The 24,518-nt window shown below is 67.7% G+C and carries 23 protein-coding genes and 1 other RNA gene; 3 read left to right on the forward strand and 21 right to left on the reverse strand.

Translation table 11 applies throughout. The annotated features are described in order from the left end of the window. Positions 1-5: 5 nt before the first annotated feature. The 15 genes from C936_RS0100095 to rsmI form a co-directional block, all read right to left on the reverse strand. The gene (locus C936_RS0100095; protein WP_018174841.1) at positions 6-947 is read right to left on the reverse strand and encodes a D-alanine--D-alanine ligase; all 942 of its coding nucleotides are present in this window, start codon (positions 945-947) and stop codon (positions 6-8) included. Beyond that, on the reverse strand, positions 944-1,903 hold the full coding sequence (gene murB, locus C936_RS0100100) for a UDP-N-acetylmuramate dehydrogenase (RefSeq protein WP_018138009.1): 960 nt from the start codon (positions 1,901-1,903) through the stop codon (positions 944-946). Before murB ends, C936_RS0100095 begins: the two co-directional genes overlap by 4 nt. Then, entirely contained in the window at positions 1,900-3,336 is a 1,437-nt protein-coding gene (murC, locus tag C936_RS0100105) for a UDP-N-acetylmuramate--L-alanine ligase (protein WP_018138008.1), read from the reverse strand. The genes murB and murC overlap by 4 nt, the downstream gene beginning before the upstream one ends. Beyond that, positions 3,333-4,433, reverse strand: a complete 1,101-nt coding sequence (gene murG / locus C936_RS0100110; protein WP_018138007.1) for an undecaprenyldiphospho-muramoylpentapeptide beta-N-acetylglucosaminyltransferase — start codon at positions 4,431-4,433, stop codon at positions 3,333-3,335. Before murG ends, murC begins: the two co-directional genes overlap by 4 nt. Next, entirely contained in the window at positions 4,430-5,632 is a 1,203-nt protein-coding gene (gene ftsW, locus C936_RS0100115) for a putative lipid II flippase FtsW (protein ID WP_018174842.1), read from the reverse strand. The genes murG and ftsW overlap by 4 nt, the downstream gene beginning before the upstream one ends. Further along, complete coding sequence (gene murD / locus C936_RS0100120) at positions 5,629-6,975, reverse strand: UDP-N-acetylmuramoyl-L-alanine--D-glutamate ligase (RefSeq protein WP_018174843.1); 1,347 nt, start codon at positions 6,973-6,975, stop codon at positions 5,629-5,631. The genes ftsW and murD overlap by 4 nt, the downstream gene beginning before the upstream one ends. A 4-nt stretch (positions 6,976-6,979) precedes the next feature. Beyond that, a complete protein-coding gene (mraY, locus tag C936_RS0100125; protein WP_018174844.1) occupies positions 6,980-8,062 on the reverse strand; it encodes a phospho-N-acetylmuramoyl-pentapeptide-transferase in 1,083 nt (360 codons plus the stop codon). Next, positions 8,043-9,416, reverse strand: coding sequence for a UDP-N-acetylmuramoyl-tripeptide--D-alanyl-D-alanine ligase (murF, locus tag C936_RS0100130; RefSeq protein ID WP_018174845.1), 1,374 nt, complete (start codon positions 9,414-9,416; stop codon positions 8,043-8,045). Before murF ends, mraY begins: the two co-directional genes overlap by 20 nt. Beyond that, positions 9,413-10,930, reverse strand: coding sequence for a UDP-N-acetylmuramoyl-L-alanyl-D-glutamate--2,6-diaminopimelate ligase (locus C936_RS0100135; protein ID WP_018174846.1), 1,518 nt, complete (start codon positions 10,928-10,930; stop codon positions 9,413-9,415). The genes murF and C936_RS0100135 overlap by 4 nt, the downstream gene beginning before the upstream one ends. Next, positions 10,927-12,642, reverse strand: a complete 1,716-nt coding sequence (locus C936_RS0100140) for a penicillin-binding protein 2 (RefSeq protein ID WP_018138001.1) — start codon at positions 12,640-12,642, stop codon at positions 10,927-10,929. Before C936_RS0100140 ends, C936_RS0100135 begins: the two co-directional genes overlap by 4 nt. Beyond that, positions 12,630-12,914 carry a cell division protein FtsL gene (ftsL, locus tag C936_RS0100145; RefSeq protein WP_018138000.1) on the reverse strand — a complete coding sequence of 95 codons (285 nt, stop codon included), beginning with the start codon at positions 12,912-12,914 and terminating at the stop codon, positions 12,630-12,632. The genes C936_RS0100140 and ftsL overlap by 13 nt, the downstream gene beginning before the upstream one ends. After that, positions 12,914-13,843, reverse strand: coding sequence for a 16S rRNA (cytosine(1402)-N(4))-methyltransferase RsmH (rsmH, locus tag C936_RS0100150; protein WP_038038537.1), 930 nt, complete (start codon positions 13,841-13,843; stop codon positions 12,914-12,916). The genes ftsL and rsmH overlap by 1 nt, the downstream gene beginning before the upstream one ends. Positions 13,844-13,845: 2 nt before the next feature. Beyond that, entirely contained in the window at positions 13,846-14,286 is a 441-nt protein-coding gene (gene mraZ, locus C936_RS0100155; RefSeq protein ID WP_018174848.1) for a division/cell wall cluster transcriptional repressor MraZ, read from the reverse strand. A gap of 292 nt (positions 14,287-14,578) precedes the next feature. After that, positions 14,579-14,925: RNase P RNA component class A (gene rnpB / locus C936_RS14410), an RNA gene on the reverse strand. Between the two features lie 48 nt (positions 14,926-14,973). Next, entirely contained in the window at positions 14,974-15,810 is an 837-nt protein-coding gene (rsmI, locus tag C936_RS0100160) for a 16S rRNA (cytidine(1402)-2'-O)-methyltransferase (protein ID WP_018174849.1), read from the reverse strand. Positions 15,811-15,890: 80 nt separating this feature from the next. On the opposite strand from rsmI, the gene C936_RS0100165 reads away from it, so the two are divergent. From C936_RS0100165 to C936_RS0100175, 3 genes are read left to right on the forward strand one after another with little or no spacing between them, the layout of a single operon-like run. Then, a complete protein-coding gene (locus C936_RS0100165) occupies positions 15,891-17,756 on the forward strand; it encodes a penicillin-binding protein activator (protein WP_018174850.1) in 1,866 nt (621 codons plus the stop codon). Between the two features lie 3 nt (positions 17,757-17,759). Next, positions 17,760-18,116 carry a YraN family protein gene (locus tag C936_RS0100170; RefSeq protein ID WP_018137995.1) on the forward strand — a complete coding sequence of 119 codons (357 nt, stop codon included), beginning with the start codon at positions 17,760-17,762 and terminating at the stop codon, positions 18,114-18,116. Further along, on the forward strand, positions 18,113-19,507 hold the full coding sequence (locus C936_RS0100175; RefSeq protein WP_018174851.1) for an FAD-binding oxidoreductase: 1,395 nt from the start codon (positions 18,113-18,115) through the stop codon (positions 19,505-19,507). Before C936_RS0100170 ends, C936_RS0100175 begins: the two co-directional genes overlap by 4 nt. Here C936_RS0100175 and C936_RS0100180 read toward each other — a convergent pair. From C936_RS0100180 to C936_RS0100205, 6 genes are all read right to left on the reverse strand, one after another. After that, positions 19,500-19,934, reverse strand: coding sequence for a ClpXP protease specificity-enhancing factor (locus tag C936_RS0100180; protein WP_018137993.1), 435 nt, complete (start codon positions 19,932-19,934; stop codon positions 19,500-19,502). The genes C936_RS0100175 and C936_RS0100180 overlap by 8 nt on opposite strands. Continuing rightward, positions 19,931-20,557 (reverse strand): glutathione S-transferase N-terminal domain-containing protein, encoded by a 627-nt coding sequence (locus C936_RS0100185; RefSeq protein ID WP_018137992.1) that lies wholly within the window; start codon positions 20,555-20,557, stop codon positions 19,931-19,933. Before C936_RS0100185 ends, C936_RS0100180 begins: the two co-directional genes overlap by 4 nt. 105 nt (positions 20,558-20,662) lie before the next feature. After that, on the reverse strand, positions 20,663-21,406 hold the full coding sequence (locus C936_RS0100190) for a cytochrome c1 (RefSeq protein ID WP_018993169.1): 744 nt from the start codon (positions 21,404-21,406) through the stop codon (positions 20,663-20,665). After that, positions 21,406-22,815, reverse strand: coding sequence for a cytochrome b N-terminal domain-containing protein (locus C936_RS0100195; protein ID WP_018137990.1), 1,410 nt, complete (start codon positions 22,813-22,815; stop codon positions 21,406-21,408). The genes C936_RS0100190 and C936_RS0100195 overlap by 1 nt, the downstream gene beginning before the upstream one ends. Beyond that, positions 22,815-23,417 (reverse strand): ubiquinol-cytochrome c reductase iron-sulfur subunit, encoded by a 603-nt coding sequence (gene petA / locus C936_RS0100200; protein ID WP_026182186.1) that lies wholly within the window; start codon positions 23,415-23,417, stop codon positions 22,815-22,817. Before petA ends, C936_RS0100195 begins: the two co-directional genes overlap by 1 nt. A gap of 331 nt (positions 23,418-23,748) precedes the next feature. After that, positions 23,749-24,498, reverse strand: a complete 750-nt coding sequence (locus C936_RS0100205) for a Nif3-like dinuclear metal center hexameric protein (protein WP_026278797.1) — start codon at positions 24,496-24,498, stop codon at positions 23,749-23,751. Positions 24,499-24,518 lie beyond the last annotated feature (20 nt).

Here is a 24,518-nt window from a genome sequence, read left to right on the forward strand (position 1 = left end):
CGCGTTCAACGCAGCCCTCCGCATTCAAAGCTGGAATCGAGGATGCGCAGGCACAGCTCGTCGAAGTCGATGCCCGCCTGCGCGGCGGCCTTCGGCACCAGCGAGTGGTCGGTCATGCCGGGGATGGTGTTGACCTCGATCAGGAAGTTCTCGCCGTGTTCGTCCTGCAGGATGTCCACCCGGCCCCAACCGCAGCCCTCGAGGGCAGCAAAGGCGGCGATGGCCAGCGACTGCAGCTCCAGCTGCGCACTGCGCGACAGGTCCGGGGGCGGGCACAGGTAGGCGGTATCGTCCGCCTCGTACTTCGCGTGGTAGTCGTAGAAACCGCTCGCCGCGCGAATCTCGATCACCGGCAGGGGCTCGTTGCCGAGCACCGCAACCGTGTACTCGCGTCCGGTGATCCACTGTTCGGCGAACACCTGGCCCGGCTGCACGCGCGCCGCATCAAAGGCGGCCGGCAGGTCTTCAGCACGATCGACCCGGGTGATGCCCAGGCTGGAGCCACCGCGCGCGGGTTTGACGATCAGCGGCAGGCCGAGGGCATCCGCCACCGCCTCCGGATCGAAGCCCGGTGTCAGCAGGCGATACGGCGCACTCGGGAGGTTCGTGCCCGCCCAGAGGCGCTTGCAGGCCAGCTTGTCCATACCCAGCGCCGAACCGAGGACCCCAGTCCCGGTATACGGCATGCCGGCCATGTCCATACAGCCCTGCAACGTCCCGTCCTCGCCGCACTCGCCATGCAGTGCGATGAACACCCGGTCGTAGCCCTCCAGCGCCATGCACCGCGCCGTCTCGCGGGTAAGGTCAACGGCATGGGCATCGACGCCCTGGCGGCGCAGCGCCGCCAGTACAGCGTTGCCACTCTTGAGCGAGATGTCCCGCTCGCCGGACCAGCCGCCCATCAGGACCGCCACGCGCCCGTATTCTTCCGGTTTGCGCCTGCTCATTGCCTTCCCTCGATTGTCTCGTCCATGGGGCGCGGTCGACCCAGCAGCCGCACCTCGGGCTCCAGGCACACACCAAAGCGCCGCTCCACCTCGCTTTGGGCGTGGTGCAGCAGCCACTCGATGTCGGCGGCCTGCGCCGCGCCATCGTGGGTAATGAAATTCGCGTGCTTGGGGGAGATCTCCGCGCCACCGTGGCGCAGCCCCTTCAGTCCCGCCGCCTCGATCAGGCGCGCGGCGTGATCGCCGGGCGGATTGCGGAACACCGATCCGCACGACGGCAGACCCAGCGGCTGCGTGCGCGAGCGCTCACGCAGCAGCTCCTTGATGCGCGCCGTGGCGGTGGCCGGATCGCCCGGTTCCAGCTGCAGCACGCAGCCGGTAAACCACTCGTCCGGACCCTCGACGCTGCGATAGCCGATGCGGTACTCGCCCGGCTCACGCTGGTGCTCCTGTCCGTCGGCATCCACGGTGGACACCGACTCGACCAGCGGCCAGATCTCGCCGCCCCAGGCCCCCGCGTTCATGCGCAAGGCACCGCCCAGGGTGCCCGGGATGCCGGCCAGAAATTCACCGCCCACCAGTCCCTGGCGCGCACAGAAACGGGCCGCCTGGGCGCAGGCGAGCCCGGCTCCGAGCCGTACGCGGTTGCCCTCCAGGCGCTCGCGTTCGTTAATTACACCGGAAAGGTGCACCACCAGCCCCTCGATGCCGCCGTCGCGGATCAGCACGTTGCTGCCCAGCCCCAGGAAGGTAACCGGCATCGCGGGGGCATGACGGGCGTGATCCGCCAGCGCCGACACGAGATCGGCCCGGTCCACCGGCCGGAACAGCCAGTCGGCCGGACCTCCCACACGCCAGGAGGTCAGCCCCGCCAGCGGGGCATCGGGCCGTACCTCGCCCCGAGGGGCGTGGGCGAACGGGCCGTTCACCGGTTCCACCGCGCGCGCCGCCATCATGTCGTACTCCCGGGGCGTTTCATCGCTCCCAGCTGGTCCGGCAGCAGGCTGGCCAGCCGACCGATATCGCCGGCCCCCTGGGTGATCACGACATCGTTCGGCTTCAGCATCCCGGACAGGACCTCGGCGACGTCGGCCGCATGCTCGACGAACACCGGCTCGACCTGCCCGCGCAGACGGATCGCCCGCGCGAGGCTGCGGCCATCGGCGCTGGGGATCGGTTCCTCGCCGGCGGGATAGACCTCCAGCAGGATCAGCACATCGGTCTCGGACAGGGCCTCGGCGAAGTCCTCGAACAGGTCGCGGGTGCGGGTGTACCGGTGCGGCTGGAACACGGTGATGCGCCGCCGGTCGGGCCAGGCGTCGCGCGCCGCGGCCTGGGTCGCCTCGATCTCGCGCGGGTGATGCCCGTAGTCGTCGACCAGGGTCAGCGGGCCCGGCGCGGTCTCGAGCTCCTGCACCTGGAAGCGCCGCCCGATCCCCTGGAAGCGCTCGAGCGCCGCCTGGATCGCCGCAGGGGCAACCTCCAGTTCGTGCGCGACGGCCGCCGCGGCCAGGGCATTGAGCACGTTGTGCCGCCCGGGGAGGTTCAGCGTGACCGGGAACGCGGCCTGCCCGGGCAGCTTCAGGTCGAAGAACATGCGCACGCCTTCCTGGCGCACGTTCAGGGCGCGCACATCGGCTTCCGCCTCGATGCCGTAGGTCAGGCGCGGGCGCTCCAGTTCGGGATAGAGATCGCGCACCTGCGGGTCGTCCGCGCACAGCACGGCGATGCCGTAGAACGGCAGGTGATGCAGGAACTCGAGGAAGGTCGCGCGCAGGTTCCCGAAATCGTTGCCATAGGTCCCGAGGTGGTCGGCATCGATATTGGTCACGATGCTGATCATCGGCTGCAGGTGCAGGAACGAGGCATCGCTCTCGTCGGCCTCGGCCACCAGATAGTCGCCCGCCCCCAGGTTCGAGTGACTGGCCGTGCTGTTCAGGCGCCCGCCGATCACGAAGGTGGGGTCCATACCGGCCTCGGCGAGCACGCTGGCCACCAGGCTGGTCGTGGTGGTCTTGCCGTGAGTGCCGGCCACCGCAATGCCATAGCGAAAGCGCATCAGCTCCGCCAGCATCTCCGCGCGGCGCACAATCGGGATCCCGCGGCGGCGGGCCGCCTGCACCTCGGGGTTGGAGGGATCGATTGCGCTGGAGACGACCAGCACATCGGCCTCGGCGACGTTTTCTTCGGTATGCGCGGGTGACACCGGGATGCCCATGCCCGTCAGTCGCGCGACCATCGCCGACTGCCCGAGATCCGATCCGGAGACCTCGTAGCCCAGCTGATGCAGGACCTCGGCGATCCCGCTCATGCCGGAGCCACCGATCCCGACACAGTGAATACGGCGGATGCGGCGCATCGCGTGGCGGGGCAGACGCGGGGCATTCATGAGTTCTTCCTCCCGCGCCGGGCATGGGCCATCTCCAGGCAGGCCTCGGCCAGACGCTCGGCAGTGTCGGGGCAGGCCTGTTCACGGGCCAGCCGGGCGCGCTCGCGCAGGGCCTCGCGGCCCAGCGGACGTACGATCTCGGCGACCCGCTCTGGCGTCAGATCGGTATCGGCCAGGCGCCAGGCCGCACCCGCCTCGACCAGAGCACGGGCATTGGCGGTCTGGTGATCATCAACCGCATGCGGATAGGGCACGAACAGGGCCGGGACACCGGCCGCCGCGACCTCGGCCACAGTCAGCGCCCCGGCCCGGCAAATCACCAGATCCGCCCAGCCATAGGCCTCGGCCATGTCTTCGATAAACGGGGTCACCTCGTATTCCAGCGCGGTCTCGGCATAGGCCGCGCGGGCCTCGTCCAACGTACGCTCCCCGGCCTGGTGGCGAATCACCATCGGCTGCGCGTCGCGGGCCTGCTCGAGCCCCGCCGGCACCATGCGGTTCAGCGAGCGCGCCCCAAGGCTGCCACCCAACACCAGCACCCGCAGCGGGCCCGAACGCTCGTCGAAGCGCTGCTCCGGCTCCGGCAACGCGGCGATCTCCGCACGGACCGGATTGCCCACCACGGTCACGGTGTGACGCTCCGGGAAGGCGTGATCGAAGCCCGCATAGACCCGGTCCGCGATGCGCGCCAGCCAGCGGTTGGTCAGGCCGGCGACGGCGTTCTGCTCATGGATCGCCAGGGGGCGCCCCAACGCAGCGGCCATCAGGCCGCCGGGGCCGGCCGCAAATCCGCCAAAGCCGATCACCGCGGCCGGACGCAAGCGGGTAATCAGGGCCAGCGCCGCCCACAGCGAGATCCCGAGGCGCCAGGGCGCCAGCAGCAGTCCCGCCAACCCCTTGCCGCGCACACCGCTGATCGGGAGGGTGTGCAGCTCGATGCCCGCCGCAGGCACCAGACGCGTCTCGATCCCGCGCGCGCTGCCCAGCCAGAGGACCTCGACGCCACGGGCGCGCAGGGCGTCGGCGACCGCCAGCCCCGGGAAGACGTGTCCACCGGTACCGCCGGCCATGATCAGGATGCGCAGGGGATTGTTCATGCCCGCCCCCTCTTGCGCCGCGGCGCTGTCGACTGGCGCGGGGCCGGGATCTGCGCCTCGCGATAGACCCGCATCACCAAACCGATCGCCATCAGCGTGACGATCAATGAACTGCCGCCGTAGCTGAGAAATGGCAGCGTCATACCCTTGGTCGGCAGCAGCCCCATGTTCACCGCGAGATTGAGCGCACTCTGCAGCGCCAGCCAGATCGCGACACCAAAGGCCAGGTGCGAACCAAATGCATGCCCGGCACGCTCCGCCCAGAGCCCAATCTTCACGCAGCGCCAGACCACGACCGCAAACAGCGCGATCAGTGCGATCACACCGATAAAGCCAAACTCCTCGGCGAAGACCGCGAACAGGAAGTCGTTATGGGCCTCCGGCAGGTAGAACAGCTTCTGCACGCTGTTGCCCAGACCGGCACCGAACCAGCCGCCAGACCCGATCGCGATCAGCGACTGGGTCAGCTGGAACCCGGTCGCGAACGGGTCCTGCCAGGGGTCGAGGAATGCGGTCAGGCGCGCGACCCGGTAGGGCGCAGCCACTGCGACGAAGGCCATACCCACCGCGATGGTCGCGCCGAGCGCGGCGAACTGCCACAGCTTGGCGCCGGCCAGGAACAGCATGCCCATACCGATCGCCAGCATGATCGCCGCGCCACCAAAGTCGGGCTGCAGAAGCAGGAGTACTGTCCCGAAGCCCAGCACGACCAGCGGGCGGACAAAGCCGCGCAGGTGCAACCGCAGGGTCGAGTAATGACGCACGATGTAGCCGGCCAGGTACATGACCACCAGCAGTTTCACCGGCTCGGCCACCTGGAGGTTGAAAATGCCGACCGGGATCCAGCGGGTCGCGCCGTTCACGGTTCGGCCCACGCCCGGGAGCAGGACCGCAATCAACAGCACCATGACCAGGATCAGCAACCAGGGACCGGCGCGCTCCCAGCGCTCCAGCGGGATCGCCCACATCACGGTCGCCAACGCCAGACCGATGGCGGCGAACAGGACCTGGCGCTGGAAGAAGTGCCAGGTGTTGCCATAGTAGCGCTCGCCCAGGTCCATCGAGGCCGAGGCGACCATGATCAGACCGAGCCCCAGCAGCAACGCGGCCGCGGCCAGCAGCGGCAGGTCCACGCTGTTGCGCAGTCCATCGAGCGAGTCGCGCGAGGGCAGTCCGAGGGGCAGCGATCCGGTACTCATGCCGCTCGCTCCCGCACGGCCCGCGCGAAGTCGTTGCCGCGGGCCTGATAGTTCTCGTACATGTCGAGGCTCGCGCAGCCCGGCGAGAGCAGCACGGTGTCTCCGGGCTGCGCCCAGGCCGCGGCCTGTGCCACGGCGGCGGTCATGTTGTCCACCCGCTGGACCGGCACCACCGAGGCCAGGGCCCGGGCAATCAGCGGAGCATCCTCGCCGAGCAGCACGACGCCCCGGACCTTGCCGGGCACGTAATCCGCCAGCGGCGAGAAATCCTGCCCCTTGCCCTGCCCACCGGCGATCAGCACCAGAGGCCCCGGCGTACCCCGTAGCGCGGCCAGGGTCGCGCCCACGTTGGTGCCCTTGGAGTCGTTGACGTAGTCGACCTCGGCCACCCGCGCGATCCACTGCGAACGGTGCGGCAGGCCCGCGAAGTCGGCCAGCGCAGCCAGCGCCTCGCTACGCGCCTGCGTTGATTCCAGCCACGGCCAGGCCAGCGCCAGCGCGGCCAGGGCATTGGCCCAGTTGTGCTGTCCGCGCAGACGCAGGCGCGCGGTGGACAGCAGGCGTTCCTCGCCACGCACCAGGTCCGGCTCGGCCGCGCCCGTCGTCACGCCGAAGTCGGTCGCGGCCAGCGGGGCATCCAGCCCGAACGAGACCACGCGCAGACCGGCCGGCAGGGGCAGCTCGCGCAGCCAGGGGTCATCGCGATTGAGCACACCGCGAGCGGCACGGTCGAGGATGCGGGCCTTGGCCTGGATGTACGCGGCCAGATCCGGGTAGCGATCCATATGGTCGGGCGAGATATTCAGGATCGCGGCGCCATCCGGCACCAGGTGCTCGCTGCGTTCGAGCTGGAAGCTGGACAGCTCCAGGACATAGACCTCCACCGCCGGGTCCAGGAGGTCCAGCGCCGGGGTGCCGAAGTTGCCGCCGATCGCGACCTTGCGACCTGCGGCTGTCAGGATCTCGCCCACCAGGGCGGTGACCGTGCTCTTGCCGTTGGAGCCGGTGATCGCAATGACCGGGGCCTGCGCCACTGCCGCAAACAGGTCAATGTCGCCGGTGATCGCCGCGCCAGCGACCCGGGCCTGTTCGACGGCCGGGTGTTCCAGCGGGACCCCCGGCGAGACGATCAGGCGGGCATAGCCGGAGGTATCAAGACCGTCCAGCGGTCCGGCCCAGGCCTCGGACAGCCACGCGGCGGCGGCCCCGGCCGCCAGGGCCGGTGGGTCGCGGCGCGTGTCGGTGATCGCAAAGGCCTCGCCGCGCGCACGCAGGAATCGGGCGACGGACTGCCCCGTCGCTCCGGTTCCCACGATCAGATTGTGCGACTGTGGCTTCGACATGGCGTTAGCGGATCTTCAGGGTCGCAAGACCAATCAGGACGAATACAACGGTCAGGATCCAGAAGCGCACGATCACGCGCGGCTCCGGCCAGCCCTTGAGTTCGAAGTGGTGATGCAGCGGCGCCATGCGGAAGATGCGCCGCCCGGTGAGCTTGAACGAGGCGACCTGCAGCATCACCGACAGCGTCTCCAGCACGAAGATGCCGCCCATGATCAGGAGCACGATCTCCTGACGGGTCAGGATCGCCATCATGCCCAGCGCCGCGCCCAGGGCCAGAGCCCCGACATCGCCCATAAAAACCTGGGCGGGATAGGCGTTGAACCACAAAAAACCGAGCCCGGCCCCGACCAGCGCGGCGGCGAAGACGCCGACCTCGCCCACCCCCGGCACTGCGGGGATCTGCAGGTAATCCGCGAACACCGCGTGGCCAGCTGCATAGGCGAACACCCCGAGGGCCCCGGCCACCAGCACCGCCGGCATAATCGCCAGACCGTCCAGGCCATCAGTCAGGTTGACCGCGTTGGAGGACCCGACCACGACCAGCCAGACCAGCGGGATGAACAGCCAGCCAAGGTGCAGCTCGAAATCCTTGAAGATCGGGAGATAGAAGCTCGTCTCCACCGGGCTCTGCGCGGTGGCCATGATCACGCCGGCGGCGATCAGCGCGAACAGCGTCTGCCACAGGAGCTTGGCCTTGGCCGAGAGTCCCTTGCTGTTGCCGTAGCGCAGCTTCAGATAGTCGTCCCAGCCACCAACCGCACCAAAGGCCAGCGTGGTCAACAGCACGATCCAGACAAAGCGGTTGGTCAGGTCGCTCCACAGCAGCGTGGCGACGGCCACCGCCACCAGGATCAGCGCCCCACCCATGGTCGGCGTACCGGCCTTGCTCAGATGCGACTCCGGTCCGTCGTCACGAACCTGCTGGCCGACGTTGCCGACCGTCAGCCGACGGATCATCGCCGGGCCAATCAGCAGCGCGATCGCCAGTGCGGTGACCACGCCCAGGATCGCGCGCAGGGTCAGGTACTGAAAGACCGTGAAGCCGCTATAGAACTGCGCGAGATACTCAGTCAGCGCGTACAGCATTCGCAGCCCCCCGCGCCGACGGGGCCAGTTCCAGCCCTTCGATGATGCGTTCCATATGCTGGCTGCGTGAGCCCTTGATCAGGACCGTGGTCTCGTCCTCCAGCAGTTCCTCCAGGCGCGCCCGCAGGGCGTCATGGTCGGCAAACCACTCGCCGCCCTCGCCAAAGGCCTCGGCGCTGTCGCGCGCGGCCTCGCCCAGGGCCAGGCAGTAGTCCACGCCCATCGCACGGGCCAGCACCCCAGTCTCTCGGTGCAGCGCCGGGGTCTCGGCGCCCAGCTCGCCCATCGCACCCAGCACAAGGACGCGCCGGCCAGGCATTGCGGCCAGCACCTCGAGCCCCGCGCGCAGGGAGTCAGGATTGGCGTTGTAGGTGTCGTCCCAGAGGCGGGCGCCGCTGGCATGCCAGAGCTCCTGAAGACGCCCCTGCACCGGCGTCCAGCGCGCCAGGCCGTTGGCGATCGCATCGATCGCCACACCCACCGCATTCGCCGCGGCGGCCGCGGCGACCGCATTGGCGGCGACATGCCGCCCCGGGCTGGCCAGGCGCAGGTCGCGGCCGGCGCCCAGGATGGTCAGGCGCAGACGGTCGGGGGCCTGCCACATGCCCTCGATCTCGCCACCGCCCTCCAGGGAGAAACGCTGGCAATGGTGGTGTTCGTTCAGCGACAGCCAGTAGTCGGCGAACGGGTCGTCCAGATTGATCACGGCCGTGCCGCCCTGGGAGGGCAGCCCCGAGTAGATCTCGGCCTTCGCGTGGGCCACGCCCTCGAGGCTGCCAAAGCCCTCCAGGTGGGCCCGCCCGGCATTGGTGATCATGGCGACCATCGGCTCGGTCCAGCGCGCCATGCGTCCGATCTCGCCGGCATGGTTGGCGCCCATCTCGATCACCGCGTAATCGGCGTCCTCGGGCATGGCCAGCAGGGTCAGCGGCACCCCAATCTCGTTATTCAGGTTGCCCTGGGTGGCATGCACCGAGCCCACGCCCTCGAGGATGCAGCGCAGCATCTCCTTGGTCGTGGTCTTGCCATTGGAGCCGGTCAGCGCAATCACACGCGCCCGGCTGCGGCGGCGCCAGTGCTGGGCCAGCCTACCCAGGGCCTCGCCGGTATCGGCCACCACCACCTGCAGGTGCGGGACATCCAGCACGCGCTCGACCAGCAACACGGCGGCCGGCAGGTCGGCGGCGACATGCTCGTGGGCATCAAAGCGCGGGCCGCGCAGGGCCACGAACAGGCCCCCTTCGAGGGGTTGCCGGGTGTCGGTGAACACCCCCTCGAAGACCCGCTCACCGTCGCCGTTTTCCAGACGGCCGCGTACGGCGTCCGCCAGTTCCTGTCCGGTCATCCGGATCATTGGCTACCCCCCCCACTGTCTCCCGTGTTCGTCCGAGCGGCGAGCTGGCGCGCCAGCTCGCGATCACTGAACGGATAAAACTGCGCACCCACCTGCTGGGTGGTTTCGTGCCCCTTGCCCGCCAGCAGGATGACGTCACCCGGGCCCGCCTCGGCCACGGCCGCGCGCACCGCCGCCTCCCGATCGCCCAGCTCGCGGCAGGCCTCGGGCCGACCGCAGCCAGCCAACACGGCGGCGCGGATCGCGGCCGGGTCTTCGGAACGCGGGTTGTCGTCGGTCACGATCACCTGATCCGCGCGCGCACTGGCGGCCCGCCCCATGGCCGGGCGCTTGGTGACATCGCGATCCCCGCCACAGCCAAAGACCACGATCAGTCGGCCGGCCGTGTGCGGGCGCAGGGCATCCAGCGCCGCCGCCAGGGCCTGTTCGGTATGGGCATAGTCCACGACCAGCAACGCCCCGCCGGGCAGTTCGAAGCGCTCCATGCGCCCCGGGACACCGCGCAGACGCGACACCGCATCGACGGCGGCCTGCCAGGAATGACCCAGCGCCCGCAGGGCGGCGAGCGTCGCCAGCAGGTTGCCGACCTGGAACAGCCCGAACAGACCCGCCTGCACCGGCCAGGCCTCGCCCGCAGCCTCCAGCGTGAAGCGAATGCCGTCGGAGCCTGCCTCGACCTCCCGCGCGACCAGATCGGCGCGCGCCCCGACGGCGCTGTAGGTGAGGGTGCGCCCAGCCGTGGTTTCGCGGATCAGGCGCTGCCCGAGGGCGTCGTCGGCATTGAGCACCGCGGTCTCCAGCCCCGGCCAGGTGAACAGCCGCGCCTTGGCGTCGGCATATGCCTGCTGGCTGCCATGAAAATCCAGATGATCCGAGCCCAGCCGGGTCAGCACGGCGACACGCACGGGCAGCCCGGCCATGCGGTCCTGCTCGAGCCCGTGGGACGAGGCCTCGATCGAGAGCGCCCGGCAGCCGTCGGCGGCCAGCTGCGCCAGGTGCCGGCGCAGGTCAATCACACCCGGAGTGGTATGACCACAGTCTTCCAGTGCTCCGAGGCGTCCCACACCGAGCGTCCCGACGACCCCCGTGGGGACACCGATCTGCTCCAGGGCACCAGCCAGCAGCTGGCTAACCGAGGTCTTGCCATCGGTGCCCGTCACCGCGACGACGGGATATTCGGCCGGCCAGGCGCCCCAAAGGGCATCGCAGATCGCGGGCAGCGCGGTGCGCAGACCGCGGAGGTGCAGCACCGGAACATCGAGGGCCGGGGCCGCCTCGGCTTCATCCCACAGAATGGCCACCGCTCCCTGCTCGGCCGCGGTCTGCGCATAGGCAAGGCCGTGGCCTTGCGTCCCGCGCAGCGCCACGAAGACAGCCCCCGGGGTCACCCGGCGGCTGTCCTGGACGAGATCGGTGACACGCTGCCCAGCGACCTCGCGCGCCAGCGCCGGCGCCCCGGCGGGCCACAGGCTGCCCAGTGTCGTGACGGTCTGGACCGTATTCGCCGCCATCATGTCGAGCCCTCACGTTCGGCGGCGAACTGCATGGGGATCTCCGGCATCGCGTCTGGGCGCACGTTGAACATCCGCAGCGCCGAGCCGATCACGTTGCGGAATACCGGCGCCGCCACGGCGCCGCCGAAGTAGGTGCCGGCATTGGGTTCGTCGATCACCACGGCCATCACGAAACGCGGATCCGAGGCCGGCGCCAGGCCCACGAAGCTGGAGATATAGCGGTCCTCGGTGTAGCCCCCGGGGCCACTCTTGCGGCTGGTACCGGTCTTGCCCGCGATGCGGTAGCCGTCGATCGCGGCCTGACGCGCGGTACCCTCGGAACCGATCGTGTGCTCCATCATCGCGAGCACGCGCTGGGCGGTTTCCGGGGACATCACGCCCGCCGGCTCGCGCAGGTCGTCGGCAGTCTGCACCAGCCGCACCGGGATGCGCTGGCCATCGTTGGCGAAAGCGGTATAGGCCGCAGCCATCTGCAGCGGGGTAATGGAGAGGCCGTAGCCATACCCCATCGTGGCCTGCTCGACCTCGCGCCAGGTCGGGAAGTCGCGCAGGCGGCCGCTCACCTCGCCCGGGAAGTGGGTCCCGGTCGACTGGCCGAAGCCGGCCTGGTGCAGGACCTGCCAGAACCGGTCCGGCGGCATGTCCAGGGCCAGTTTGGTCGCGCCGACATTACTGGAACGCGCGATCAGGGTGGTCAGGTCGATCACGCCATAGTCACGAAAGTCGCGCACGGTCAGGCGCCCGACACGCATGGTCCCGGGACGGGTGTCCAGGGTCACATTGGGGTCGATGATGCCCGCATCCAGGGCCGCCGCAACGGTGAAGGGCTTGATGACGGACCCCGGCTCCATGCTGTCGGTCAACGACCGGTTGCGCGCGAGTTCCGAGCGGATCGAACCGCGATTGTTCGGGTTGAAGCTGGGCTGATTGACCATGGCCAGGACATCACCCGTACGGGCATCCAGCAGCACGGCCGACCCGCCCTGGGCATCGTGCTCCGCCACCGCGGCCTTCAGTTCGCGGTAGGCCAGATACTGCAGGCGCTGATCGATGGTCAGGCGCAGCGTGCGGCCGTCGCGTGCGGGGCGGATACTGGCCACATCGCGGATCGTGCGTCCGTGGCGGTCGCGCAGCACACGCTTGGCACCCGGCGCGCCCGACAGCCAGTCGTTGAACGCAAGTTCGACGCCCTCCTGCCCGCGATCGTCAATATCGGTGTAGCCAAGGATGTGCGAGGTCGTCTCGCCATGCGGGTAGTAGCGCCGGAACTCACGCGTCAGGCCAAGCCCCTGAACACGCAGGGCGGTCACCTGCTCCGCCTGGGCCGGCAGCATATGCCGACGCAGGTACATGAACTCCCGGCTGGCACGCGCCTCGATGCGCTCGGCCAGCCAGTCGGCGTCGACCTGCAGCGCCTCGGCCAGCTCGGGCCAGCGATCGCGTTGCTCGAGCAAGTCCTTGGGATTGGCCCAGGCGGTCTGCACCGGAGCGGAGATCGCCAGCGGCTCGCCATTGCGATCCGTGACCATGCCGCGATGGGCCGATTCGGTCAGCGTACGCACCTGACGCTGCTCGCCCTGCTGCGTCAGGAAGTCGCGGCTGAGCACCTGCAGATCGATTGCACGCAGCACCAGGGCCACCAGCACCAGCGCGGAGACGACCAGCAGCACCTTCAGGCGGCCATGGCTGACCTGGCGCTTCAGCGCTCCCATGTGCGCCCCCCGATCACCACGATGCGATCCGGCTCGGGCTTGATCATGCCCAGTTCCTCAAGCGCCTGCTGTTCGATGCGGCCCTGCGTCGCCCAGGTCGACTGCTCGATCTGCAGCTGCGTCCACTCCAGGTTCAGCGCGTCGCGCTCCGAAAGCTCCGACTGATGCGTGATAAAGGCCTGACGTGCCTCGTGCTTGGCCGCCACCACCCCAACGGCGGAGGCAAAGACCCCGGTCGCCAGGATGATCAGGATGAAGCCGCGAAAGACCATCAGGTGCGCTCCCCCACGCGCAGTACCGCCGAGCGTGCACGCGGGTTGCGGCGCTGCTCTTCGGCGTCGGCACGCACGGGCTTGCCGATCGGGCGCCACGTGCGCTCGGGCGTTTCGGGCATCACCGGCAGCCCGCGCGGCAGGCGCGCGTCCGGGCGCGGGCCACGCAGCGCCTGCTTGACCATGCGGTCCTCAAGCGAATGAAAGCTGATCACCACCATCCGCGCGCCCGGGTGCAGGACCTCCGGGATCGTCTCGAGCCACTGCTCCAGCTCCTTTAGCTCCCGGTTCACATGGATGCGCAGGGCCTGGAAGGTACGCGTCGCCGGATGCTTGCCTGGCTCGCGCCCAGGAACCGCGCGGCGCACGATCTCGGCCAGCTGCGCGGTGCGCGTGATCGGGGCCTCGGCGCGCGCCGCAACGATCGCACGGGCGACGCGACGGGAATGACGTTCCTCGCCATAGTGGTAGATCACATCCGCAATCTCGTCCTGCTCCGCGCGGGCCAGCCAGTCCGCCGCGCTCTCGCCCTGCGCAGGGTCCATGCGCATGTCCAGCGGCCCGTCGTGCTGGAAACTGAAACCACGCTCCGGGGTATCCAGCTGCGGGGAGGAGACCCCCAGATCCAGAAACACACCATCCGGCGCACGACCGGGGAAGCGCCGGCGCAGGGTATCGGTCATCGCCGAGAAAGGGCCTGGCTCGAAGGAGAAGCGTGGATCGTCCGCAAACGAAGAGGCGGCCGCAGCCGCCTCGGGGTCCCGGTCCATCGCCAGCAGGCTTCCGCCGGCGCCGAGGCGATCGAGAATCGCGCGACTGTGCCCGCCGCGCCCGAAGGTCCCATCTACATAGAACCCGTCAGCGCGCACGGCCAGCCCCTCCAGCACCGCGTCGCGCAGCACCGGGATATGAGTGGCGTTTTCCGTCATGGTCACAACGCAATGGACTCGAGCGCGTCGTCATCCACGTCACCCCCCAGCGCCTGCTCGCAACGGGCCTCCCAGGAATCGGCATCCCAGATCTCGAACTTGTTGCCCTGCCCCAGCAGCACCGCCCGCTTGTCGAGGCTGGCGTACTGGCGCAGCGGCGTCGGCAGCAGGAGACGGCCGCTACCGTCCAGCTCGCACTCGGTCGCATGGCCGACCAGGAGGCGCTGCAGGTTACGGACCTTCGGATTCATGTTGGGGCGGGACATCAGACTTTGCTCGATGCGCTCCCACTCGGGGAACGGGTACAGGAGCAGGCATCGGTCGGGGTCTACGGTAATCACCAGCTGGCCGCCACAGGATGCCGCCAGCGTATCGCGATAGCGCGCAGGCATGGCCAAGCGGCCCTTGGCATCCAGATTGAGTTGGCTTACGCCTCGAAACATGGCCGGTACCGGTTGCGGTGGTCACCCACCTTTCCCCACCTTTTCCCACTTTTCGACACTATAGGTACGGCTATCTCCAGGAGTCAAGAAAATTGACCCGAAAAAACCAAAAATAAGCGTTGAATCACAGAGACTTAGCGAACACCTGCCCAGCGACGGTGCAGCCAGAAAATAAGACCCCAAAAGCCGCGTCTTGAGGGCCACACTTAAGAAACTACTTCACTATTTTTCGGCAAGAACCGCCGACACGACGAGACACGGACCCACGGATGGGGCCGCAAAGGTGGGAAAAAGTGGGAGCCGGCCGTAAGCCGGGTTCTGTCGTGGACAGTCATTCATCTGGGACGTCCGTCACCGGACGCCTCGAGCAGCCTACCCGGGTGCGATGCGGGCCACACCATGCACCCCTATTTGGCCTTGCTCCGGACGGGGTTTACCCTGCCACGGACTGTTACCAGCCGTGCGGTGCGCTCTTACCGCACCATTTCAACCTTACCTGTGCCCGAAGGCCATCGGCGGTATATTTTCTGCGGCACTTTCCGTCGGCTCGCGCCGCCCAGGCGTTACCTGGCGTCCTGCCCTGTGGAGCCCGGACTTTCCTCCGCATCCAGTGGATACAGCGACTGCCAGGCCAGCTCCCGCGCTCCTTTTACGCCCGCACCTGCAACAACGCAAGGAAAAACCCCATCAACCCTCGTCCTTCAGCCGCAGGGCCCGGGCATAGACACGGTTGCGCGGCAGTCCGGTGGCATCGGCAAGGACCCGCACCGCGCGTTTCAAGGGGAGCTCCCCCAGCAAGGCCCCCAGCAGGCGCTCATATTCGTCAGCCAGCGGGGCATCCTCGGACTCCGGGTCGGCCGCCTGCGGCGCCGGCGCGAGGATCAGAACGAACTCACCCCGCAGCCGATTGGCATCGGCATCGAGCCAGGTCGGGAGCCCGCCAGCGGCTCCTCTATAGTGTTCCTCGAACTGCTTGGTCAGTTCGCGCCCCAGGAACACCAGCCGCTCCGGCTCCAGTGCGGCCAGGTCGTCGGCAGCGGCGCGTACGCGATGCGAGGACTCAAACAGGATTGTGGTCACCGGCTGGGCCAGCAAGGTCTCCAGGCGGCGACGGCGGGCCCCACCAGCATGCGGCAGGAAACCCTCGAAGCAGAAACGATCGGACGGCAGGCCGGCGACGGCCAGCGCCGCGAGCGGGGCGCTGGCGCCGGGCACCGCGCGCACCGGCAGCCCCGCCTCCGTGGCCGCTCGTACCAGCCGGTAGCCGGGATCGGATACCAGCGGCGTACCGGCATCCGAGATCAACGCGAGATCGTCGCCCGCCTCCAGCGCAGACAATAAAGAGGGGATCCGGTCGCGCTCGTTATGCTCATGGAGACTGACCAGCGGGGTCTGCACCCCCAAATGCGCCAGCAGCCCGCCGCTGTGTCGCGTATCCTCCGCAGCGATACGCGAAACGCGCGCCAGCACGTCACGGGCACGGGGGCTGAGATCGGCCAGATTGCCGATCGGGGTGGCAACCACCCATAACGTGCCGCAATTCGTTGACACAACCTGATGCGCTTTCAATACTGACTCCCCAATACGCTGAGCATCTCGCTATCGTGAACCTATACCTCTCTCTAGCCGCCGGGGGGCGCTACCGGGGCCGTCTGGCCCTGAGCCTGCTCGCCGGCGCAATCCTCGCCGGCTGCGCGACCCCGCGCCCGGACCCAACCCCCGCCCCGGACCCGGAGGAGGAACGACCCGAGGTCGTTGACCTGCCGGCCGAGCAGCAGGCGCCGATCCTGATCAGCGAGGCCTGGGCGGACCCGCAGCCGGACAACGTGCGCGCGGCGATCGACGCGGTCCTGAGCCTGGACGACCCCGACGGCGACCTGGTCGACCGCGCGGACGCGCTGTGGCGCGACCTGGATGCCCAGCACCGGGAACCGCTGGCGGACCGTGTGCGTGGCGGCCGCCTGGCGGCCACCCGTGGCGAATGGGAGACTGCGCGCGAGCGACTCGGCGCCGATGACCCGGACGACGAGACCCGTACGCCCGAGGTTTACCGCGAGGGTCTGGCCCTGCATGCACGCCTGCTGGAGCATGAGCGTGAATGGTATCAGGCGCTGGACGCCCGTTTGCGCCTGGATGGGCTGCTCCTGCTGGAGCCCGATGACCAGACCGTTAACCAGGAACGCATCTGGGGCCTGCTCTCGGCGCTTCGACCCGCACAGCGTGACCGCCTGGCGGCGGGCGAACACCCGGATGCCGAGCCCTGGGTGCGGCTGTTCAGCGGACTGCGCAGTGTCAATTCGGAAGAAGACGCCCGCCGCGTGGCTGGCCAGTGGCGCGAGCGCTATCCGTCGCACCCGGCCAACAGCCTGCTCCCGGAACTGGTCGCAAGTCACCCGCTCCAGCCCGAGGCGCCGGAAACGATCCTGGTCCTCCTGCCGCTGTCCGGTGATCTCGCCCAGCTCGGCAATGCAATCCTCGACGGCATCACGCGCGCCTACTACGCGGAGACCGGGGGCCACGGCCGCCTGGTGGTGCGCGACACACGCGGCGACCCTGACACGGCAGCAGACCTCTACAGGCGCGGCGTCGAAGACGGCGTAAACCGCATCATCGGGCCGCTCAACCGCGATGCGGTACGCGCAGTGGCTGCGAGCGAAGAGACTCGCCCGACGCTGCTGCTCAACCGCACACAGCTCGACGGCAACGGGGCCTTCGGCACGCTGGCGCTGAACCCGGAAGAGGACGCCTACGCCGTGGTGGATCGCGCGGTACGTACGGGCTGGCGCAACCCGCTGGTCATCCTGCCCGAGGGCGAGTTCGGCGACCGCATTGCCGAGGCCTACCAGGATGCGCTCGCCGACCACGGCCTGCGGCCGCGCGATATCGTGCGCCTGCGGCCGGACGCCGAGGACATCAATGCCCGCGTGGGCAATGCGCTCGGGATTGAGCAGAGCGAGGCGCGCATTCGCGACGTCGCCCGCCGTACCGGGCTAAACTTGGAAGGCGACCCCCAGGTTCGGGGTGATGCCGATCACCTGTTCGTGACCGGAACCTCGCGCCAGATGCGCCAGCTCGTGCCCTACCTGCACTTCCACGGCGCGCGTCAACTCCCGATCATGGCAACGCCTCATATCTACGCCGGACAGCCGGATGCCAATCGCGACCGCGATCTCAACGGCATCGTCTTCCCGGACGCGCCCTACCTGTTTACGACCATCGAGCCGCTGAACGGCGAAATGGCCGAAGGGGCGACTGACGAGCTCCCGCGCTTCGTCGCGCTGGGCATGGATGCGATGCGGCTGAGCCTGCATGATCGCGCGGTACGCGAGGCCAGCCACCATCAAATCGTCGGCGGGTCCGGCACCTGGTCACTGAACCCGATCAGCGGGGACTGGGTGCGCGAGCCGGTCTGGGCGCGCTTCGAGAGCGGCGCACCACGCCAGCTGGGGTCCACCAGCGAAGGCAGCTGACCGATGTTCCGCCCGGGCGTGACCGGCCAGGCCGCCGAGGACCGTGCGGCGCACTACCTGACCGGGCAAGGCCTCACCCTGGTGGCGCGCAACGTGCGCCGCCCCTGGGGCGAGCTGGACCTCGTGGCACGCGAGGGCGACACGCTGGTACTCGTCGAGGTGCGCAAGCGTAGCCACCGCGGCTTTGGCGGCAGCGCCGAGAGTATCGATTCCGGCAAGCGCAAACGCCTGCTGCGGGCGGCCGAGGGCTACCTGCAGGAGAGCCGCTGGCAAGGCCCCGTGCGCTTCGATGTCGTGCTGCTGGACGGCGACGACACGATCGAATGGCTGCCCGACGCCATTCAGGGGGACCCGTCATGACACCGCTGGCACGCGAGATCGAGCAACTCCTTCCCGCCGAAGACCGCCTGCTGGACCCGGCCGATTGCTGGTCCTACGGCGCGGACAACTCCAAGCTGCACGCGCCGCCGGATGCCGTCGCCTTCGCCCGCGACGCCGAGACCGTCGCCGAACTCATTCGACTTTGTCGGCGCCTCGGGGCGCCTGTGACCTGCCGCGGACGCGGCACCGGCACCACAGGAGCGGCGGTCCCTGATCACGGCGGACTGGTCCTGTCGTTCGAGCGCATGAACCGGATTCTGGAGGTCGACCCTGCGAACCGCTGGCTGATCGCGGAACCCGGAGTGACCAACGGCGAGGTGCAGGAAGCGGCAGGCGCGCTCGGGTTTTTCTGGCCCCCGGACCCCACGAGCAGCGCCTACTGCACGCTCGGCGGCAACCTGGCCTACAACTCGGCAGGCCCCCATGCGGTGAAGTACGGCACGCCGCGGGACAACACCCTCGGGCTTGCGGCGGTCGCGGGCACCGGCGAGGCCTTCCGTACGGGCGTGCACACGACCAAGGGCGTCGTCGGGTATGACCTCACCCGGCTGCTCATCGGGTCCGAAGGCACCCTCGCCGTGATCACCGAAGCCACGCTGCGCCTCACACCGAAACCCGAGGCGACACGCCTGATTCAGGCCATTTATCGGACCGTGGGCGACGCGGCCGCCGCCGTATCGCGGCTGATGGGCCGCGCGGAGGCCCCGTCGGCCCTGGAGTTCATGGACCATTCGGCGATCGCAATGATTCGTGACTATGCCCCCGACTGCCCACTGCCCCGCGACGCCGGGGCTATCCTGATGATCGAGACGGACGGCACCTCGGCCGGGATCGACGCGACGACGCGCGGCGTCCGCGGCGCCGCCGATGGCGAGGGTTGCCTGCAGACCATCAGCGCGGACACCCCGGAAGAGGCCCAGGCCTTGTGGGCCGTGCGCAAGGCGCTCTCGCCGGCGCTGCGCACCGTCGCGCCGAAGAAGATCAACGAGGATGTGGTCGTACCCGTCTCGCGCATCCCCGACCTGATCTCGGGGCTCGACCGGCTCGCCCAGGCGCACGCGATCAAGATCGTGAACTTTGGTCACGCCGGCAACGGCAACATCCACGTGAATCTGCTGGTAAACCCGGACGATCCGCAGGAGCTCGCCGCCGCCGAACGCTGCCTGGACGAGGTCTTCACCCTGGTGCTGGGCCTCGGTGGCACCTTGTCCGGCGAACACGGGATCGGGCTGGTGAAACGCGCCTTTGTGGGCCGGGAGATCGATCCCGTGGCGCTGAACCTGATGGCCGGGATCAAACAGAGCTTTGATCCCGACAACATCCTGAACCCCGGCAAGGCGCCGGGGCCGGACATCACTGGGCTTACTTGACGACCTTCAGGGCGGGACCCTTGCGCTTGGCGGCCGGCTTGTCCCCGTCCTGATCCGAACCCGCGGGACCCGAGTCGTCTGGTCCGTCGCCGCCCGGGCCATCTTCCGGCCCTGGTCCCGGCTCGCTGCCGAACATCATCCCCTGCCCGTTCTCGCGCGCATAGACGGCGAGCACCGCCTGCGTGGGCACGTAGACGTCCATCGGGCTGCCGGCAAAACGCGCGGAAAAGGCGACCGCCTCGTCCCCGATATTCAGCGCCTGCACCGCAGACGGGCCAATGTTGAGCGTGATCTTGCCCTGCTCGACAAAGGCATCGGGCACTAGCGCACCCTCCACCGTGGCGTCGACCAGGATGTGCGGCGTAAAGCCGTTATCCGTGATCCACTCCCACAAAGCCCGGAGCAGATAGGGACGCGAAGAGGTCACAGCCTCAGCTCGCGCTCGGCCTCGGTGAGACTGATCTGGAAGGATTCCCGCTTGCAGACGCGATCCGCGTATTCCTGAATCGCAGTCGGCAGAGAATCGAGATCGATCCCCAGTGACGGCAGACGCCACATGACCGGAGCGATCGCGCAATCCACGATGCTGAACTCGTCACTCAGGAAGTACGGCTTCAGCTCGAAGATCTCGGCCGAGTTCATCAGGCTCTCGCGCAGGATCTTGCGCGCCTTGGTCAGCCCGCCCCCGGACGCCTTCTTCACCGCATCCAACCCCTCGTACCAGTCGCGCTCGACGCGATAAAGCGCCAGCCGCGCGGCCGCACGGGAGACCGGGTCCACCGGCATCAGCGGCGGATGCGGGAAACGCTCGTCCAGGTACTCGGTGATCACATGAGTCCCGTACAGCGCCAGGTCCCGATCCACCAGGGTCGGCACCTCGTTGTAGGGGTTGAGATCGGAGAGATCCTCGGGAAGCTCGTCCGGCCCGAGGTTGACGACATCCACCGCGATGTCCTTCTCGGCGAGGATGATACGCACGCGATGGCAGCGCACGCAGTCGTGAGCAGAAAACAGAGTCATTACGGAACGACGATTGGCGACCAGCGCCATAACTTTCTCCCTACCCCGGTCGTGCGGCACGCCGCGCCGGGCAGACGGTCAATAACACCGGCGGGCGCTCATCCGTGAGCGCCCGCCAGCGACGGTTCAGGCCGCCTAGTGTACGTCTTTCCAGTACTCCTTTTTCAAGAAGTAGGCCAGCACGGTAAACACGGCCAGGAAGATCAGGACGTACAGGCCAATACGCTGACGGTCGAGCTGCATCGGTTCGCCCATGTACGAAAGGTAGGTGACCAGGTCACGCACTGCGCGATCGTACTCGCTCTGGCTCATCGAGCCATTGCGTACAAGCTCCAGCCGCTCGTTTCCGTCATCGTCCTCGACCAGCTCCTGCCAGCCCTGCAGCTCCCACAGCACATGCGGCATGCCGACGTTGCTGAACACCGTGTTGTTGGCACCCAGCGGGCGGTCCTCGTCGATGTAGAAGCTCTTGAGGAAGGTGTACACCCAGTCTTCGCCATGAATGCGGGTCGCCAGGGTCAGATCCGGCGGCGTCACACCAAAGGCCTCGTCGGCATATGAGTCGGACATCGCGTTCTTCATCAGCGAGCCCGGGTTCACCAGGTCGCCATCCTCATCGGTGATGAAGATGAAGTTCTCGGTGACCTGCTCTTCGGTCAGACCGATGTCGCGACCCACACGGTTGTAACGCATGTACTGGGTGGAATGACAGGCCATGCAGTAGTTCATGTACAGCCGGGCGCCGCGTTGCAGCGACGCCTGGTTGGTCACGTCCACATTGGCTTTTTGCAGATCACCGCTGGCGCTTGCAGCCGAGGCCGCCGGCACGGTGAACAGGGCCGCCAGGGCCATAACAGTCGTTGCGATAAACGTTTTCATTACGAAGTCACCCTTTCCGGAACGGCACGATCACGACCCAGACCCCGGGCAAACACCGGGACCACCATGCAGACAAACAGATGCACGGTCGGGATCAGCCAGGACCACATAATCAGGCTAGCGTCACTCGGATCGAAGCGCGTGATGTCGTAGAGGGTGTAGATACCCACGACCACCGCGAACAGAATCAGACTGGCCGCCGCGGAGCGCTCCCGACTGAGGAACCACAGCAGGAAGAAGAACGCGAAGTACACAAGCGACCAGCGGAAGCTCATTTCGCTGATCATCGTGGTCGCCTGCTGCAGACCCAGCCAGCCCAGGATCACGAAAGCCACCACGAACGCCGCCAGGTTGAACTTGGCTGCGAACGAGCGATAGCGCATCGACAGAACCGGGTTGCGGTCCAGCCAGGGGATAAAGAACAGCATCATCACCGCGGCACCCATGGCCACCACGCCGAGGAACGGATCCGGCACGGAACGCAGCACCGAGTACATCGAGGTGAAGTACCAGACCGGCGGAATCAGCTCGGGTGTAACCAGCGGGTCGGCCGGGATCATGTTGTCCGGCTTCAGGAACAGACCGCCGCCCATCGGGAAGAAGAACATGATGACGGCGAACACCATCAGGAAGACGCCGACGCCGACGATGTCCTTGACGGTGTAGTACGGGTGGAACGGGATGCCATCCTTCGGGATGCCGTTCTCGTCCTTGTTCTTCTTGATCTCGACGCCATCGGGGTTGTTCGAACCCACTTCGTGCAGCGCGATGATGTGCGCGGCCACCAGCAGGATCAGCACCAGCGGCAGGGCAATCACATGCAGCGCGAAGAAGCGCGTCAGCGTGGCATCGGACAGCAGGAAGTCACCACGAATCCAGGTCACCAGATCCGGCCCGATGTACGGGATGGTCTGGAACAGGTTCACGATCACCTGCGCGCCCCAGTAGGACATCTGACCCCACGGCAGCAGGTAGCCGGCGAAGGCTTCGGCCATCAGCACCAGATAGATCAGCACACCGAAGATCCAGATCAGCTCGCGCGGCTTCTTGTAGGAGCCGTACATGAGCGCCCGGAACATGTGCAGATAGACCACCACGAAGAACATCGAGGCGCCTGTGGAGTGCATGTAGCGGATCAGCCAGCCCCATTCCACGTCGCGCATGATGTACTCGACCGACGCAAAGGCCAGCTCGGCATCAGGCTTGTAGAACATGGTCAGGAAGATGCCGGAGACGATCTGAATGACCAGCACCAGCAGGGCGAGGGAGCCGAAGAAATACCAGAAGTTGAAGTTCTTCGGCGTGTAATACTGAGCCAGATGTTCGTTCCACATCTGGGACAGGGGGAAGCGGGCGTCAACCCAACCCAGCAGCCCACCCTGCCACTTTTCCGCGGGATTACCGGCCATCAGACAGCTCCTCCGTCTTCATCTTCACCCACGAGCAGCAGGTTGTCCGTGATGTAGTGGTGCGGCGGCACCTCGAGGTTGTCGACCGCCGGCATGTTGCGATAGACGCGGCCGGCCATGTCGAAGCGGGAACCGTGGCAACCGCACAGCCAGCCGCCCTGCCAGTCGGAGCCCATGCCGGGATCGCCGATCTCCGGACGGAACGACGGCGAGCACCCGAGGTGAGTGCAGATCCCGATCAGCACCAGGATTTCCGGCTTGATCGAGCGATGCTCGTTCTGCGCGTATTCCGGCTGCTGGGCCTCGTTCTCGGAATCCGGATCGCGCAGGCGATCGGTCACCTGGGACAAACCATCCAGCATTTCGTCGGTACGCCGCACGATCCAGATCGGCTGTCCACGCCACTCGATGCTGACGCGCTGGCCGGCCTCGACCTCGGTCACGTCGAACTCGACCGGAGCCCCTGCTGCCTGAGCGCGAGCGCTGGGCTGCAAGGACGCCAGGAACGGGGTCGCGACCGCTGCGACACCGGCACCGCCGACGACTGTCGTCGCGGCGACGAGGAACCGGCGACGGCCTCGATTTACGCCTTGGTTTGCCATGTTTGTCTCTCCAAACAACGTGTTGAAATCGTGTCTCGGCAGCCACTCGATACGCGGACGAGGGTGCGGAGATGCCCGCAGACTGCCCCGTGAGCGCGCCGCCCTGGGCGCGCTCACGGGCGAACGGGCAGGCCACCGCGGGGCGGCCAGTAAAATCCGATAGAATTCCCGAACACGCTAATAAGGTCAAGTAGGTGAACGCCTTAAGACCGGGCGGACGGCGTCGCCAGACGCGCCCAATCGATCATAAGTTATTCATGATAAAGGCGGGATTTCAGCGCCCCCGGCAAGAGCAGATTGCCCCGCGAATGTGCGCTCGCCGGGGCGCCGGTCAGGCAGGGTTGTCGATGTCGATGAACCGGTGCTCCAGACCGAAACGTTCGGCGCACCATTCCCCCAGGGCAGGCGCCCCGTAGCGCTCGGTCGCATGATGCCCCGCGGCGAAGTAGTGCACCCCGCTCTCGCGCGCCTCGTGAGTGGTCTGCTCGGAAATCTCGCCACTGATATAGGCATCCACACCCTGCGCCGCCGCCTCCATCAGTAATGACTGCGCCCCGCCAGTGCACCAGGCAACGCGCCGAATCGGCCGCTCGCCGCCCGGCACCCACAGACACTCGCGCCCCAGCACGGCGGAGATGTGGTCGCGCAGGTCCGCCCCCGACACCTCGGCGGCAGAACGACCGTACTGGCCCACGCCGTCCTCGCGCAGCACCCCCTCGATCGCGAATCCGAGGCGATTGGCCAGTTGGGTGTTGTTGCCCAGCTCCGGATGCGCATCCAGCGGCAGGTGGTAGGCCACCAGATTGATCTCGTGCTCCAGCAGCCGGCGCAGGCGTTCACGCTTCATGCCAGTGACCACCTCTGGCTCGCCCTTCCAGAAATAGCCGTGATGCACCAGGATCGTGTCGGCCCCGTCCTCGATCGCGGCCTCGACCAGCGCCAGCGATGCCGTCACCCCGCTGACGATGCGGCGCACCTCGGCCCGCCCCTCTACCTGCAACCCGTTCGGACAATAGTCGCGAAAGCGCTCCGGCTGGAGCTCCTCGTTCAGGGCCTGCATTAATACGTCACGTTCGATCACGATCGGTTCTCCGGCTGGAC

This window comes from Thioalkalivibrio sp. ALJ4, assembly GCF_000377225.1.
GTDB lineage: Bacteria > Pseudomonadota > Gammaproteobacteria > Ectothiorhodospirales > Ectothiorhodospiraceae > Thioalkalivibrio.

Coding starts and splice junctions, on each gene's coding strand:
- C936_RS0100095 (WP_018174841.1), bottom strand. CDS start 947: ATGAGCAGGCGCAAACCGGAAGAATACGGGCGCGTGGCGGTCCTGATG.
- murB (WP_018138009.1), bottom strand. CDS start 1,903: ATGATGGCGGCGCGCGCGGTGGAACCGGTGAACGGCCCGTTCGCCCAC.
- murC (WP_018138008.1), bottom strand. CDS start 3,336: ATGAATGCCCCGCGTCTGCCCCGCCACGCGATGCGCCGCATCCGCCGT.
- murG (WP_018138007.1), bottom strand. CDS start 4,433: ATGAACAATCCCCTGCGCATCCTGATCATGGCCGGCGGTACCGGTGGA.
- ftsW (WP_018174842.1), bottom strand. CDS start 5,632: ATGAGTACCGGATCGCTGCCCCTCGGACTGCCCTCGCGCGACTCGCTC.
- murD (WP_018174843.1), bottom strand. CDS start 6,975: ATGTCGAAGCCACAGTCGCACAATCTGATCGTGGGAACCGGAGCGACG.
- mraY (WP_018174844.1), bottom strand. CDS start 8,062: ATGCTGTACGCGCTGACTGAGTATCTCGCGCAGTTCTATAGCGGCTTC.
- murF (WP_018174845.1), bottom strand. CDS start 9,416: ATGATCCGGATGACCGGACAGGAACTGGCGGACGCCGTACGCGGCCGT.
- C936_RS0100135 (WP_018174846.1), bottom strand. CDS start 10,930: ATGATGGCGGCGAATACGGTCCAGACCGTCACGACACTGGGCAGCCTG.
- C936_RS0100140 (WP_018138001.1), bottom strand. CDS start 12,642: ATGGGAGCGCTGAAGCGCCAGGTCAGCCATGGCCGCCTGAAGGTGCTG.
- ftsL (WP_018138000.1), bottom strand. CDS start 12,914: ATGGTCTTTCGCGGCTTCATCCTGATCATCCTGGCGACCGGGGTCTTT.
- rsmH (WP_038038537.1), bottom strand. CDS start 13,843: ATGACGGAAAACGCCACTCATATCCCGGTGCTGCGCGACGCGGTGCTG.
- mraZ (WP_018174848.1), bottom strand. CDS start 14,286: ATGTTTCGAGGCGTAAGCCAACTCAATCTGGATGCCAAGGGCCGCTTG.
- C936_RS0100170 (WP_018137995.1), top strand. CDS start 17,760: ATGTTCCGCCCGGGCGTGACCGGCCAGGCCGCCGAGGACCGTGCGGCG.
- C936_RS0100175 (WP_018174851.1), top strand. CDS start 18,113: ATGACACCGCTGGCACGCGAGATCGAGCAACTCCTTCCCGCCGAAGAC.
- C936_RS0100185 (WP_018137992.1), bottom strand. CDS start 20,557: ATGGCGCTGGTCGCCAATCGTCGTTCCGTAATGACTCTGTTTTCTGCT.
- C936_RS0100190 (WP_018993169.1), bottom strand. CDS start 21,406: ATGAAAACGTTTATCGCAACGACTGTTATGGCCCTGGCGGCCCTGTTC.
- C936_RS0100195 (WP_018137990.1), bottom strand. CDS start 22,815: ATGGCCGGTAATCCCGCGGAAAAGTGGCAGGGTGGGCTGCTGGGTTGG.
- petA (WP_026182186.1), bottom strand. CDS start 23,417: ATGGCAAACCAAGGCGTAAATCGAGGCCGTCGCCGGTTCCTCGTCGCC.